Annotated in this window: 11 protein-coding genes; 2 read left to right on the plus strand and 9 right to left on the minus strand. The window is 64.2% G+C overall.

Annotated elements, in window-relative coordinates; translation table 11 throughout:
* Positions 1–120 precede the first annotated feature (120 nt).
* From ACLHHB_RS09070 to ACLHHB_RS09095, 6 genes are all read right to left on the minus strand, one after another.
* Complete coding sequence (locus tag ACLHHB_RS09070) at positions 121–1,521, minus strand: L-serine ammonia-lyase (protein WP_410217954.1); 1,401 nt, start codon at positions 1,519–1,521, stop codon at positions 121–123.
* The gene (gene glyA, locus ACLHHB_RS09075; RefSeq protein WP_410217955.1) at positions 1,522–2,787 is read right to left on the minus strand and encodes a serine hydroxymethyltransferase; all 1,266 of its coding nucleotides are present in this window, start codon (positions 2,785–2,787) and stop codon (positions 1,522–1,524) included.
* Between the two features lie 65 nt (positions 2,788–2,852).
* Positions 2,853–3,383, minus strand: coding sequence for a sarcosine oxidase subunit gamma (locus ACLHHB_RS09080; RefSeq protein WP_410217956.1), 531 nt, complete (start codon positions 3,381–3,383; stop codon positions 2,853–2,855).
* Positions 3,384–3,393: 10 nt separating this feature from the next.
* Positions 3,394–6,375, minus strand: coding sequence for a sarcosine oxidase subunit alpha (locus ACLHHB_RS09085; RefSeq protein WP_410217957.1), 2,982 nt, complete (start codon positions 6,373–6,375; stop codon positions 3,394–3,396).
* Positions 6,372–6,665 (minus strand): sarcosine oxidase subunit delta, encoded by a 294-nt coding sequence (locus ACLHHB_RS09090; protein ID WP_410217958.1) that lies wholly within the window; start codon positions 6,663–6,665, stop codon positions 6,372–6,374. Before ACLHHB_RS09090 ends, ACLHHB_RS09085 begins: the two co-directional genes overlap by 4 nt.
* 26 nt (positions 6,666–6,691) lie before the next feature.
* Positions 6,692–7,945, minus strand: coding sequence for a sarcosine oxidase subunit beta family protein (locus ACLHHB_RS09095; protein WP_410217959.1), 1,254 nt, complete (start codon positions 7,943–7,945; stop codon positions 6,692–6,694).
* Positions 7,946–8,040: 95 nt separating this feature from the next.
* Here ACLHHB_RS09095 and ACLHHB_RS09100 point away from each other — a divergent pair, with 95 nt between their 5' ends.
* Positions 8,041–9,069 (plus strand): GlxA family transcriptional regulator, encoded by a 1,029-nt coding sequence (locus ACLHHB_RS09100; RefSeq protein WP_410217960.1) that lies wholly within the window; start codon positions 8,041–8,043, stop codon positions 9,067–9,069.
* Between the two features lie 9 nt (positions 9,070–9,078).
* Here ACLHHB_RS09100 and ACLHHB_RS09105 read toward each other — a convergent pair whose 3' ends face one another.
* Together ACLHHB_RS09105 and ACLHHB_RS09110 are read right to left on the minus strand one after the other, a co-directional pair.
* Positions 9,079–10,143: a 2Fe-2S iron-sulfur cluster-binding protein gene (locus tag ACLHHB_RS09105; protein ID WP_410217961.1), complete on the minus strand. Its 1,065-nt coding sequence runs from the start codon at positions 10,141–10,143 to the stop codon at positions 9,079–9,081.
* A 22-nt stretch (positions 10,144–10,165) separates the two neighbouring features.
* Complete coding sequence (locus tag ACLHHB_RS09110; RefSeq protein ID WP_410217962.1) at positions 10,166–11,404, minus strand: aromatic ring-hydroxylating oxygenase subunit alpha; 1,239 nt, start codon at positions 11,402–11,404, stop codon at positions 10,166–10,168.
* A gap of 155 nt (positions 11,405–11,559) precedes the next feature.
* Here ACLHHB_RS09110 and ACLHHB_RS09115 point away from each other — a divergent pair, with 155 nt between their 5' ends.
* On the plus strand, positions 11,560–12,444 hold the full coding sequence (locus ACLHHB_RS09115; RefSeq protein ID WP_410217963.1) for a LysR family transcriptional regulator: 885 nt from the start codon (positions 11,560–11,562) through the stop codon (positions 12,442–12,444).
* Between the two features lie 78 nt (positions 12,445–12,522).
* On the opposite strand, the gene ACLHHB_RS09120 is transcribed toward ACLHHB_RS09115, so the two are convergent.
* On the minus strand, positions 12,523–14,891 hold a 2,369-nt coding region (locus tag ACLHHB_RS09120; protein WP_410217964.1), incomplete at its 5' end, for an FAD-dependent oxidoreductase.

The raw sequence follows: 14,891 nt of genomic DNA on the forward strand, positions 1-14,891 counted from the left end.
ATCATAGTCCATCGATTCGCGAACCGTCTCCGCCCCGTTACTCATCTGATGAAGCCCCTTCCGGCAATCGTCATGTTCGCAGGCTGCAACCGGCAGGACCGCAGGCCCTGCCGGCTGCTTTCAGCATTCCGGCAGATTGACCGCAATGCCGCCCTGCGACGTTTCCTTGTACTTTTCGTTCATGTCGCGTCCCGTGTCGCGCATGACGCGGATGCAATTGTCCAGCGGCAGGAAATGCGAACCGTCGCCCCTCAGCGCAAGGCTTGCCGCCGACACGGCCTTGATCGAGCCCAAGGCATTCCTCTCGATGCAGGGTACCTGCACCAGGCCCGCGGCGGGATCGCAGGTCATGCCAAGGTGATGCTCCAGCGCGATTTCGGCCGCGTTCTCGATCTGGGCGTTCGTTCCGCCCAGAACCGCGCACAATCCTGCTGCCGCCATGGCCGAAGCGGACCCGACCTCGCCCTGGCAGCCGACTTCGGCGCCCGAGATCGAGGCGTTGTGCTTGATCAGGCCGCCGATGGCCGCCGCGACCAGAAGGTAATCGCGAATGCCGTCGCGGTGTGCGCCCACGCAGTGATCGAGGTAATAGCGTCCGACCGCCGGTACCACGCCCGCCGCGCCGTTGGTGGGCGAGGTGACGACACGGCCGCCAGCGGCATTTTCCTCGTTGACGGCCATGGCATAAACGCTCAGCCAGTCATTGGCCTGATGGGGCTGGTTCAGGTTGCGTCCGCGTTCGCCCTCCAGCTGCTGATGGATGGCCTTGGCGCGCCGCCGGACCTTCAAGCCGCCCGGCAGGATGCCGTCCTGAAGCAGGCCACGCGCGATGCACCCATCCATCGCCTCCCAGATGCGGTCCAGCCGGTCGTTCAGCTGATCCCCCAGCAGGGCCTCTTCGTTGGCGCGCTTCATCTGGGCAATGGTCTGCCCCGAGGCCATGCCCATGTGCAGCATCTGTTCGGCCGTCTCGAACGGGAAGGGAACCCGGGTCGCGGTCTGGGCAGGCTTCTGCCCCGCCGCATTCGCCTCGAGTTCATCCTTGGTCACGACAAAGCCCCCGCCGACCGAATAATAGGTCTGCTGGTGATAGGTCGCCCCTGACGGGTCGAATGCCTTCAGCACCATGCCGTTGGGATGCCCCGGCAATGCAGGCCCATAATCGAAGACGAGATCCTGGGCCGGATCGAACAGCAGGTCACCCAAGCCCTCGGGACGGACAAGGCCGTTCCGGCGGACCTCGGCCTCGATCTCTTCGGCGCGGTCGGGGTCCATGGTGTCGGGCCGCAAGCCGCACAGGCCCAAGATCACGGCACGGTCGGTCGCATGGCCCTTGCCCGTGAAGGCAAGCGAGCCGTGCAGACTGGCATATAGCCGATGCGGACGGGTCGCGCCGGGGATCTTTTCGACCCCGCCCCGCAGGTCGTCCAGAAAACGGGCCGCAGCCACCATCGGCCCCATCGTGTGTGACGACGAGGGACCGATGCCGATCTTGAAGATGTCAAAGACCGAGAGAAACATTCACGAACCGTAGATCGGGAAGCGGTCGCACATGGCCTTGACCTGGGCGCGGACCTCGGTTTCCAGCGCAGCGTCGCCCTCGGGATTCTGGCCAAGTGCGCGCAGGACGCGCAGGATCATGGCGCCGATCTCACGGAACTCGGCCTCGCCAAAGCCGCGGGTGGTCCCGGCCGAGCTGCCAAGGCGGATGCCCGAGGTCACGAACGGCTTTTCCGGGTCGAACGGGATCGCGTTCTTGTTGCAGGTCAGGCCCGCACGCTCCAGCGCGATTTCGGCGGCCTTGCCGGTCACGCCAAGCGGGCGCAGGTCGCACAGAACCATGTGGCAGTCGGTCCCGCCCGACACGATGCCGACGCCGCCTTGCGTCAGGGTGTCAGCCAAGGCACGGGCATTGGCGATGACGTTCCGGGCATAATCCTTGAACTCGGGGCGCAGCGCCTCGCCAAAGGCCACGGCCTTGGCGGCGATCACATGCATCAGCGGGCCGCCCTGGTTGCCGGGGAAGACGGCCGAGTTCAGCTTTTTCGCCAGATCGTCGTCATTGGTCAGGATCACGCCGCCGCGCGGACCGCGCAGGGTCTTGTGCGTCGTTGAGGTGACGATATGGGCATGCGGCACCGGGTTCGGGTATTCGCCCGCCGCGATAAGGCCCGCGTAATGGGCCATGTCGACCATCAGATAGGCCCCGACCTCGTCCGCGATGGCGCGGAAGGCGGCAAAGTCCATGTGGCGCGGATAGGCCGAAGCGCCGGCGACGATCAGCTTGGGACGCTCGGCCAGGGCCTTGTCCCGGACCTTGGCCATGTCGATCAGGTGATTGCCCTCCTCGACTTCGTAGGAGACGACATCGAACCATTTGCCCGACATGGTGACGGGCGAGCCGTGGGTCAGGTGACCGCCATGCGCCAGCGACAGGCCCATGATCTTGTCGCCCGGTTGCAGCAGCGCCAAGAACACCGCCTGGTTGGCCTGTGCGCCGGAATGCGGCTGGACGTTCACATGCGCCGCGCCGAACAGCTGCTTCAGGCGGTCGCGGGCAATGTCCTCGACCTCGTCCACGAATTCGCAGCCGCCGTAATAGCGTTTGCCCGGATAACCCTCGGCATACTTGTTCGTCAGCACCGACCCTTGGGCCACCAGCACATCGCGCGACACGATGTTCTCGGACGCGATCAGTTCGATCTGGTCCTGCTGGCGCGTCAGTTCGCGGCCGATGGCCGAGGCGATGGGGTCGTCGGTCAGAATCGCGGTCTTGATGTCGAGCATGGGGCCGTCTCCCTTCGGCGTTTCAAGAAATAACAGCGGCCCTTAGGGCCGCCACAGTGGCAGGCTCAGAGCCCGGCCTTCAGTTCGGTTTCGGCCATGGCCAGCAGGGCACGGACATGAGGCAGGAAACTGCGCCAGACGTCCATGCGGAACTCGGTCGCACCGTCGCGCCACAGGACCACGGTGGCGGTGTCAAAGACGGTGCGCGCGGCCGTGCCGGGCCGCATCGTGGCCAGGTTGCGCGGACAGCAGGTCGCCAGCAGTTCCAGAACCTGAGGGCCGGACAGGCGCAGCGTGACCTCGCGGTCGCTGACCTCGACCAGGCTGTGGGGCGCGGTTGCATAAACGGCGCGGGCGGCATCTGCCAGCCCCGTGACCTGCGGCGCCAGGATCATCCATTCGTCAGGCCCAAGGCACAGTACCTCGTTTTCGCCTGAACGGGCGCAGGCGCCCACCTTGGCAGGCAGTTCCAGCCCCAGCGCGGCCGCCAGCGCCGCGCGGTTCTGTGGCTTGACCCGCAACGAGAACCGGGTCTGCGGGGCCAGTTCCTCGATCACCACGGGAACGGCGTGGAATTGGTGCTTCTGATTGGTCATCGTCCGATCCTCACGCTTTCAGCCGCTGGTTTTCCGGGTCATAGAACACGGTTGAGGTGATCTTTGCCCGCTTGACGCCATCGGGCATGGGGATGTGCACCACCCTGCCCATCAGATCATGTCCGCCTTCGATCACCGCAAGGGCAATGGGATGGCCCATGGTCGATTCATAGGACGAGGTCACGTGCCCCACCATCTTCATCGGCTTGGGCTGGTTGGGGTCCAGCACGATCTGTGCCCCTTCCTGCAGCAAGCTGCCATCCTCGGTCAACAGGCCGACCAGCTGCTTGCGCCCCTTGGCGACGATATCGGGCCGCGACAGCGAGCGTTTGCCCACAAAGTCCGGCTTTTTCTTGCCCACCGCCCAGTCAAGTCCCGCATCCTGCGGAGTGACGGTGCCGTCCGTGTCCTGGCCGACGATGATATAGCCCTTTTCGGCGCGCAGGACGTGCATCGATTCGGTGCCATAAGGGCAGATGTCATATTGCCGGCCGGCCTCCATCAGCGCCTTCCACAGGGTCAGGCCATGGCGGGCCGGGACGTTGACCTCGAAGCCCACCTCGCCCGTGAAGGACAGGCGGAACAGGCGCGCGGACAAACCCGCCACGGTGCATTCCGCAACCGACATGTGCGGGAAGTTGTCCCAATCGACCCCCTCGACCAGCGGGCGCAGCATCTTCAGCGCGTTCGGGCCGTTCAAGGCAACGGTTGCCCACTGCTCGGTCGTCGAGGTCAGCCACACGTCCAGGTCCGGCCATTCCGTCTGGAGGTAATCCTCCATCATGGTCAACACCCGTGCTGCACCGCCGGTGGTGGTGGTCACGTGGAACAGATCGTTCGACAGGCGGCCGATGACGCCGTCATCGCGGATGAAGCCGTCCTCGCCCAGCAACAGGCCATAGCGGCAGCGGCCCGGCTCCAGTTTGGTCCAGGGGTTGGTGTACATGCGGTTCATGAACTCGACCGCATCCGGACCCGCCACCTCGATCTTGCCCAGCGTCGACGCGTCGAAGATCCCCAGCGATGCGCGCGTGGCCTTGCATTCGCGCAGAACGGCCGCGTGCATGTCCTCGCCCGCCTTCGGGAAATACCAGGCGCGTCGCCATTGAGCGACAGGCTCGAAGACCGCGCCGTTCTGCTCGGCCCAAGCGTCGATGGGCGTCTTGCGCGTCAGCTGGAAGGTTTCCCCGCGCAGATATCCCGCAAAGGCGCCAAAGCTGGTCGGCGTATAGGGCGGACGGAAGGTCGTCAGGCCGACCTGCGGCGGCTGCTTGCCCAAGGCGTCGGCGGCAATCATCAGGCCGTTGATGTTCGACATCTTGCCCTGATCGGTGGCCATGCCGTTGGTGGTATAGCGCTTGACATGCTCGATCGAGCGCATGCCCTCGCGAACGGCCAGTCGGATGTCCTTGGCGGTGACATCGTTCTGGAAATCGACAAACGCCTTGGCCTTGCCGGCGCTGCGGTCGGTCGGCAGTTCCTTCTGGCTGACTCCGGTGCCGGGACGGTCATCCTGCACGGCAAAGGTGGTGCCGTGGCCGTCGCGGCCAAGGTTCCGCAGTGCCCGCAGACCGGCTGCCGCGCCATCCTCCAGCACGGGCGCATAGCCCCAAAGGCCGCGCCCGGCGCCGGCGATCTCGCAGGCTTCGGTCCGGCGGTCGGGCAGGAAGGTCTGGGTTTCTGGCTCCCATGCCAACGAACCCTTGGTATGCGAGAAGAGATGCAGCGACGGCGTCCAGCCCCCGCACATCAGCAGCGTGTCGCAGGCGATGGTGCGGCCTGCGCCGACGCGGCCGTTGCGGACCGGGTTGACGCGCACCGACTTGATCCGCAGTCGGCCCGAGGTGGTGGTGGCGGTATGGCCGGTCAGGACCTCGATGCCGCGCTTGCGGGCGGCGGCCACCAGATCGGCGCCGACGCTGTCGCGGGTGTCGATGATGGCGGCGATCGCCGTGCCGTTGTCGGCCAGGTCAAACGCCGTGTAGTAGGCGCTGTCATGGCTGGTCAGCACCGCGGCGCGGTCGCCCACCCGGACGCCGTAACGGTTCAGATAGGTTTGGGCCGCGCCCGCCAGCATCACACCGGGACGATCGTTGCCGTCGAAGACCAGCGGTTTTTCCAGCGCACCCTGCGCCAGGACCACCTGTTCCGCCCGCACGCGCCACATCCGCTCGCGAGGCGCATTCGATGGGGGCTGGTCCAGATGGTCGGTCAGGCGCTGGCACAGGCCCACCATGTTCTGGTGGTAATAGCCGATGGCCGTGGTCCGGGTCATCAGCCGGACGCCGGCCGCGCTCAGACGGGCCATCTGCGATTCGACCCAGTCCCAGGCCGGCTTGCCGTTGACCTGCACGCCGGGGTCGGACAAGAGCGAGCCGCCCATCTCGGGGTTTTCATCGACAAGGGTGACATCGGCACCGGACTGGGCGGCAACCAATGCCGCCGCGATGCCGGCCGCGCCACCGCCGATGACCAGCACATCCGTGTGCAGGTAGCGCGAGGCGTAATGGTCGGGGTCGGGCTCGGTGGGGGACTTGCCCAGGCCGGCCGCACCGCGGATCACCGGCTCGTACACCTTGTCCCAGAAGCTTTTCGGCCACATGAACGTCTTGTAGTAGAAGCCGGCCGAGAACAGCATGTAGGCGCGGTCGTTGATCGCCCCCAGATCGAAGGACAGCGACGGCCACTTGTTCTGGCTTTCCGCAATCAGCCCTTCGCGCAGTTCCTGCACCGTTGCCCGGGTGTTCGGCTCGAACCGGCCGGCGCCGCGGCTGGTGCCGATCAGAGCGTTCGGCTCTTCCGAGCCGGCGGTGACGGGACCGCGCGGACGGTGATACTTGAAGGACCGGCCCATCAGGTGGACACCTTCGGCCAGGAGCGCCGAGGCGACCGTGTCGCCGCGCAGGCCCTGGACCTTGCGCCCGTCGAAGCTGAACGTCACCGGCCGGCTGTGGTCGACGCGGCCCTTGCCCTTGATACGATAGCGGCTCATTCGGCTGCCTCACTGGTCAGGAGGGGACGGGGCTCGCCCGCCTTGTAGGTCATCAGGAACCGGTCGCTGACGGTGTCGCGCACGGCGTTGAAGAAGCGTCCGCAGCCGATGTGGCGCCAGCGTTCATAATGGTTGCCGCGGGCGTTGGTGCGGATGAACAGGAAGTCGCGCCATTCCTCGTCCGACAGGGCCGAGGGATCGGCCGGGCGCGCGATATGCGCCTCGCCGGCATAGGTGAATTCCAGTTCCGGCAGGGTTTCGTCGCAATAAGGGCAGTGGATCAGCAGCATGGTCAGGGCTCCTCAGTGCGCGCAGATCAATGAGCAACGGCGGCGGCGGCGGCTTCGTCGATCAGCCGGCCGGTGGTGAAGCGCTCCAGCGTGAAGGGCGCGTTCAGCGGATGGGGCTCGTCCTTGGCGACGGTCCAAGCCAGCAGGTGCGCGGCCCCCGGGGTGGCCTTGAAGCCGCCCGTGCCCCAGCCGCAGTTGACGTAAAGCCCCTTGACCGGCGTCTTGCCCAGGATGGCCGAGCGGTCGGGGGTCACGTCCACGATGCCGCCCCATTTGCGCAGCATCCGCATCCGGGTGAAGATCGGGAACACCTCGCAGATGGCGGCAACGGTGTGCTCGATCAGCGGCAGGCCGCCGCGCTGGCTATAGCTGGTGTACTGGTCGGTGCCCGAGCCGATGACCAGTTCGCCCTTGTCGGACTGGCTGATATAGGCGTGGACGGTGTTCGACATGACGACGCAAGGGAAGATCGGCTTGACCGGCTCGCTGACCAGGGCCTGCAGCGGAAAGCTTTCCAGCGGCATACGCAGACCGGCGCTGTCCATGACGACGCTGGTGTTGCCCGCGGCCGAGACGGCGACCTTCTTGGCGCGGATGAAGCCCTTGGCCGTGTCCACGCCCTCGACCGAACCGTCTGGTCCGCGGCGGATCGCGATGACCGGACAGTTCTGGATGATGTCGACACCGCGCGCCGCAGCGGCGCGGGCGTAGCCCCAGGCCACCGCATCATGCCGTGCCGTGCCCGCCCGCATCTGCAGCGCCGCACCCATCACCGGGTAACGCGCATCGGGCGAGATGTTCAGCGGCGGGCAGAATTCCTTCGCCTCTTCCTTGGTCAGCCAGCGGTTGTCCACGCCGTTCAGGCGGTTCGAGTTGACATGACGCTGGAAGGACTGGACGTCATGGACGTTGTGCGCCAGCATCATCACGCCGCGCTTGGAGTACATGACGTTGTAGTTCAGTTCCTGGCTGAGGTCGTCCCACAAGTCCAAGGCATGATCGTAAAGCTTGGCGCTTTCGTCATAAAGATAGTTCGACCGGATGATCGTGGTGTTGCGGCCGGTGTTGCCGCCGCCCAGCCAGCCCTTGTCGATCACGGCGACATTGGTGATGCCGTGTTCCTTGGCGAGGTAATAGGCGGCGCCGAGGCCATGCCCCCCTGCCCCTACGATCACCACGTCATATTCGGCCTTGGGCTGGCTGTCGGGCCATTGCTCGCGCCAGCCCTTGTGGCCGTTCAAGGCGTTTTTCAGCAGTGAGAAGGCAGAGAAGCGAGTCATGTCGGTCGCCCTTTTGTAAAAGCTGGACGACAACCTAGGATGTCTGGCATTGTCGCGGTTGAAGATATGCGCCAACAGAAATGTAGAATCACGTCATGCCGATGATTGCGGAACATCCTCACAAGCGTCTGCGGGTCGCCTTTCTGCTGGCGGACCAGTTCACCCTGTCGGCGTTTGCGAATTTTGTGGATGTGCTGCGCCTGGCGGCTGATGAAGCGGACAAGTCGCGCCCGATTCTGTGCGACTGGACCGTGCTTTCGGACCGGATGGACCCGGTCCGGTCCAGCTGCGGCGTGCGCGTTCAGCCCGACACGCGGCTGCGTCACGCGGGGCGATTCGATTATCTGGTGGTTGTCGGCGGCCTGATCAGCGACCGGGCGGGCTTCAGTGCCGAAGCGATGGAGTTCCTGCAGGCCACCGCGGCCAAGGGCGTCCCGCTGGTCGGGCTGTGCACGGGAGTTTTCACCCTGCAGGGGGCCGGCCTTCTGCAGGGCTATCGCTGCTGCGTCAGCTGGTTTCACCATCAGGACTTTCTTGATCGCTTCGACAGCGAGCGGCCGGTTTCGGACCAGATCTTTGTCGTGGACCGCGATCGGCTGACCTGCTCGGGCGGTCATGGCGCCGCCCATCTGGCCGCCTTCCTGGTGCAGCGGCACATCGGCCAGTCCGCCGCGATCAAGAGCCTGAACATCATGATGATCGATGACGCGCTCAGCGGCCAGCGGGCGCAGCCGGGTCAGACACTGGCGCGTCAGGCGCGGGACGAACTGGTCAAGCGCGCGGTGCTGAAGATGCAGCAGAATGTGGAACTGCCGCGGACGGTGGATGACCTGGCAGAGGACCTGGGCGTGGGACGGCGCACGCTGGAGCGGCGCTTTCAGGCGGATCTGGGGCGTTCCCCGCGCATGATCTATCTGGAGATCAGGATCGAGCGCGCCTTGGCCAAGCTGCGGGACACGGAACAGTCGGTGACCGAGATCGCCTTGGCCTGCGGTTTCTGCGACGCCCCTCACCTGGCGCGGACGCTGAAGGCCGAGCGCGGCCTGACGCCGGGCGAGCTGCGCAAGTCGCGCCCCCAGCCCGACAGGAACCAGCCGCCCGTAGGCGTCCTGCTGCAAAGCTGAGGGGGCGCGTCAGAGGTCCAGCGTGACCTTGCCCAAAGGATTCGAGCAACAGGCCAGAATATAGCCTTCCTCGATCTCTTCGTCCGAGATCCCGCCATTGTGGACCATGTGCACGTTGCCCGAGATCTTGCGGGTCCGGCAGCTGCCGCAGATGCCCATGCTGCAGCCAAAGGGAATGGCAATGCCGGCGGTGCGTGCCGCAGCAAGGATGGTATCCGTTTCAGCGCAGGCATGGGTAATGCCCGAGGCTTCGAACACGAGCTCGGCCTGTGCATCGGCGCTGGGCGCCTCGTCGTCCAGCAGAGCGGGGTCGTTGCCATCCGTGACAGTGAACTCTGCCGCGCCAAAGCTTTCCTGGTGATAACGGTTCATGTCGAACCCCAGGCCCGCCAAGGCATCGCGTACGGTCTGCATGAAGGGTTCGGGACCGCAGCAGAACACCTCGCGGTCCAGGTAATCGGGTGCCATCAGGCCAAGCATCAGCTGGTTGAAACGACCCATATACCCGGTCCAGGGCTGATAGATGTCGGCCTCCTGGACGACCCATTTCAGCTCCAGCCCCTCGATGCGCGAAGCCATGTGTTCCAGGCGGCGCTTGAAGATGATCTCGGACGGGCGCTGCGCGCAGTTCACGAAGACGATGTCGCATTGCCGCCCCAGATCATAGATCTCGGTCGTCATGGACATCATCGGGGTGATGCCCGATCCGGCCGAGATGAACAGGTACTTCTTGGCCGGATAATGCGTCGAGGTGAAGCGTCCCGCCGGGCCCTTGGCCTTCAATGTCATGCCGGGCCGCAGGTTGTCGATGATCCACCGGGTCCCGATCGAGGTCGACTGCGCCTTGATGGTGATCGTCAGCGACTTGGGCCGCGTCGGGGACGACGAGATCGTGTAGGTCCGGTAGATCGTCTCCCCGGGAACAGGCAGTTCCAGCGTCAGGAACTGCCCGGCCAGAAAATCGAACGGACGGCCCGACGGCGCTTGAAAACATACGGTCACCACATTGGGCGATTCGGGCAGAACCGAAACGCATTCCAGCGGTTCGTCATCGGTCCATTTCGCCGCGGTCATGGGCTGTCCATCCAACATGCGCTTACTCCGCAGCCAAGGCGACGGAACGATCAGTGCCGCGCATCCGGCCGAGGTACCAGTTCACGAACTGGATCACGCCGTCCTCGTGCTTGGCCGAATAGGGTCCCGGTTGATAAGCGGGCGAGCAGATGCCCTGCTGGTTGTGCTCGACTACGCGGCGATCCTCGTCGTTGGTGTGTTCCCAGACGGTGGTGAGGTTTTTCAGGTCATAGTCCACGCCTTCGACCGCATCCTTGTTGACCAGCCAGGTGGTCTGGACCTCGGTTTCCATCGGGCTGATCGGCGTCACGCGGAAGGTGATCGAATGGTCGGTCAGGAAGTGGTTCCAGGTCGTGGGGTAATGGAACATCAGCAGCGTGCCGGCATCCAGATAGGGCACCTGGCCCAGCCGCTTCTGCACGGCGATCTTGCCGTCGATCGTATAGCTTTGCGCGCCATCCAGCAGCGGCATGCGCGCCACGCGGAACTGCCCGTCGGCCGCCATCCTGAAGCGCGACGGTGCGCCTGCGGACTCCATGCGGTTGAAGTGGTTCTCGACCTTTTCAGGGAAGGTGCCGTCCGGGCTGACACCGGTGATCGAGGGATCTTCGGGATAGGTGCGGCACAGGTCCGGGTGGTTGCCCGCGCAGTGATAGCATTCGCGGTTGTTTTCCCAGACCAGCTTCCAGTTGCCGTTCTCGATGATGGTGGACTGGAAGGCGACCTTGGCATTCGACAGGTCATGCACCCCCAGATAGGGTGTCACGGTCTGCGAGAAGCTGTCGAAATCGGGCGCTTCGTCCGCCAAGCAGATGTAAACCAGACCAGACGCTTCGCGGCAATGAACCGGCTTCAGCTTGTACTGAGTCGGATCAAAATCGACACCCATGTCGCGCGCCCAGACCAGCTGGCCGTCCAGCCCATAGGTCCACTGGTGATAAGGGCAGGTCAGCTTTGCCACGCGTCCCTGCGCGGCACTGCAGATGATCGACCCGCGATGGCGGCACGAGTTATGAAAGGCACGCACGCCACCCTGGTTGTCGCGCAGCACGATCACGTCATAGGCACCGATGCGAAGGCGCTGGAAGCTGCCGGCCTTTTCCAGGGAACAGGCGGGCGTCGCATACAGCCATTCACGATAGAAGATCGTTTCCATGTCCTGCTGGAAGATCTCGGGCGAGGTATAGAAACCTTGCGGCAGCGCGTGACCAGGCTGGTGCTGCGAAAGCAATTCGGTGAGGGAAGCGTGCTGGCCGGACATGGCGGGCTCCTGACGGTGGGACTGGCTTTCGGCGACGAAGCCATCTGGAAGATGAGTTGACAATCGGTAAAAATCTCACCTGAAGTTAGTGCAGCTAAACTTTGAGGCACCTTCGAAGCACAGCGACATTTCCTGTTACAAAAACGACATGGACAATGCCAAAGCCATACAATCTGCCTTCTCTGACCGATCTTGCCTGCTTCGAAGTGGCTGCACGCCATCGCAGCTTCAAGCTGGCGTCAAGTGAGCTGAATGTCACCCCGGCCGCGGTCAGCCACCGGATCAAGGCGCTGGAACACGAACTGGGCCAGCCCTTGTTCACGCGGCGGTTCCGCGGGGTGGAACTGACCGAAGCCGGGGCTCTGCTGTTCGTGGCACTGCAACGGGGTTTCGAGGTCATGTCGGACAGCGTGTCCAGGATCAGGAACCGGCATGTCCGGTCCGGCGTGTCCATCGCCGCAACCACCGCGATGAGCACGCTGTGGCTGATGCCCCGGCTGGCCGGTTTCTGGAAAACCCATCCTTCCGTGGCCATTTCCCAGGTCGTTCAGGACAGTGGAACGCCTGAAGGGGTGGATCTGAGCATCCATTACGGCGATCCGTCGCTTCAGGATGATGAAACGATCATCCTGTTTCGCGACCGGATCCTTGCCTTGGGAACTCCGTATTTTGCCCAGTTCCATGGTATCGACGACCTGCCGGACCTGTCCCGGGCTCCCTTGATCCATACCCATTCCGAATCACGCGAATGGACCACATGGTCTGATTGGTTCGCCCATCTGGAGGCGGCCGAACCTCAGGGCCCGTCGTTCTATCTGAACAATTATCTGGTGTCGCTGAAGGCGGCCGAGGATCACATGGGTGCGGTGCTGGGCTGGGAAGGCCTTTTGGGCAGCTATCTTGCGGCGGGCAGCCTGATGCCGCTGGTGCCAAGGGCGATGGAGTCACCTTTCCCCTTCTACCTGCGCATCCATGGCCGTGCTTCGGCCAATGCCAGGCTCTTGGCTGACTGGCTGGCGTCCCAAGCTGTTGTCGGATGATCCGGAACGGTCATTCCGCAACAAAAATGGCTCCGGCGGAAGGGTCCGCCGGAGCCTACATGGGTTCGCCTGCGCCTGTCAGCTGCGCGGCTTGAAGTTTTCGGGGTCATAAAGCGGCTGATAGCCGACGCCTGCCACCTCGACCGGATAAACCTCGTCGAAATAGGTCACCTGCAGCTTGCGGCCCTTTTGGCAGTATTCCCAGGGCAGATAGGCCAGCGCAATGTTCTTGCCGATGCTGGGACCATAGGCGATCGAGGTCGTATACGACCGGCGACCCAGTTCGTCGATCAGCACGCGGCCGGTGTCGGGATCCATGACCGGGAGGGTACCCACGGGATAGCGGGCAACGCCGCTGCCATCGACATTGTCCGTCATCACCAGCGTGCACAGCATCGCAGGCTGGTTTGCACGCTCGCGATACTCCTGATGCCTGGCCTTGCCGACGAAGTCCGCTTCCTTGACCTTGGGACGGGCCAGATCGGCCTCCAGCAGGTTGTACTGGGTCAGAAGGTCGGCGTTCTGCAGGCGCAGCGACTTTTCCAGACGGCGCGAGTTCGCATAGGTCTCGACACCCACGGCCATGACGCCCGCGTCGCGCAGCGCGTCCCAGACGGCCAGGCCGTCGTCGTACGCCATGTGCAGCTCCCACCCTTGCTCGCCCACATAGGAGATGCGGAAGGCCGACACGGTCTTGCCCGCGATCTCGATGGGACGGATGGCGGCAAAGGGGAAGTTCGCTGCATCCAGCGCGTCGGGATCGGCCACGACCTTCTTGAGGTTTTCCCGTGCGTTCGGACCCCAGATGCCGATGGTGGTGAACTTTTCGGTCACATCGGTGATGGTGACGTCAAAGCCTTTGTCCTGAGCCACGCGGCGCATGTAGATCAGGTCACGCGGTCCGGCGTCGGCCCCGTTCACCAGACGGCAGCGGTCCGCCATGCGGAAGACGGTGAAGTCGGCGCGGACCATGCCTTCCTCGTCCAGCATGTGGGTATAGATGCCCTTGCCGATATTGCCGTCTCCGCCGATCTTGGCCGCGCAGAGCCATTCCATCAGGGCCGCGTGATCCGGACCCTCGATGTCGGTCATGTGGAAATGCGACAGGTTGATGATGCCGCAATCGGCGCTCATCTCCAGCTGCTCGGCGTTCGAGACGCGCCAGAAATGGCGGCTGTCCCATTCGTTCTCGCGCAGCGGCACCTGGTCTGCATATTTCTCCAGCAGATGCTCGTTGGCGGCATAGCCGTGGGCGCGTTCCCAGCCCCCAAGCTCCATGAAGTAGCCGCCCAGTTCCTTTTCCCGCGCGTGGAAGGGCGAGCGGCGGATGCCGCGGGCATTGGCAAAGGGTTCGCGCGGATGGACCGGCGGGTTGTAGATCTTGGCCGCGGTTTCCTCGCAGCGGCCCCAGATATAGTCCTCGGTCAACTGGAAATCGTTGAAGCGCGCATAGTCGATTGCATGGTGGTCGATGTCGGTGCGGCCCTTGGTCATCCAGTCGGCGATCAGCTTGCCCATGCCGGGGCCGTCCTTGACCCAGATGGCGACGGCATACCACAACCCGCGCAGCTTGCGGCTTTCACCCATGGAGGGGCCACCGTCGGTGGTGGTCTGCAAAAGGCCGTTGAACGAATGGCTCTCGTTGAAGCCTAGTTCCGCCAGGATCGGCGTCAGCTCCATCGCCCGCTCCAGCGGTTCGATCACGTCGTCCAGCACCAGGTCGCGCTGCGAAGGCGACAGACGGGCTTGGTGCTTTTCCAGCAGCTCGCGCGGATGGACCATCCGCACGTCCTTTTCATAATAATAGCCCCACTCGATCTGGCCGCCTTCGGTCGTGTTGGGGTCGCCCGTGTCGCGCAGATAGGCGGAGTTGCCCTGGTCGCGCAGCAGCGGACGGCCGATCTCGAGGCCGGTGCCGGCGAACTCGTCATAGGGACCGAAAAAGGTCAACGGGTGGTCGACCGGCATGACCGGCAGGTCCTCGCCCGCCATTTCGGCAATCAGCCGGCCCCAAAGTCCGGCGCAGACGACAACATGATCGGCCATGATCGTGCCGCGCGTGGTCTTCACGCCGGTGATGCGTCCGTTCTCGTGCAGCAGCTCCAGCGCCGGGGTATTGGCGAAGATCTTGAGCTTGCCGGCGTTCACGCCCATGTCCACCAGCTTGCCGGCGACCGTCTGCGAACGCGGCACCACGAGGCCCGCATCGGGATCCCACAGCGCGCCCTGGATCTGGTCGTCCTCCAGCAGGGGGAACTTTTCCTTGGCTTCGGCGGCCGAGATGATGGAAACATTGGTGCCGAAGGCGCGGCCCGAGTCCACCCGGCGCTTCAGTTCGGCCATGCGGGCATCGTCACCCACCCGCGCGACCTCCAGGCCGCCGATGCGCTTGTAGTTGCCCATCTTCTCGTAGAAATCCATGGAATACATGGTCGTCCAGCAGGACA

The sequence above is a fragment of the Paracoccus sp. (in: a-proteobacteria) genome, from assembly GCF_046462195.1.
Taxonomy (GTDB): Bacteria; Pseudomonadota; Alphaproteobacteria; order Rhodobacterales; family Rhodobacteraceae; genus Paracoccus.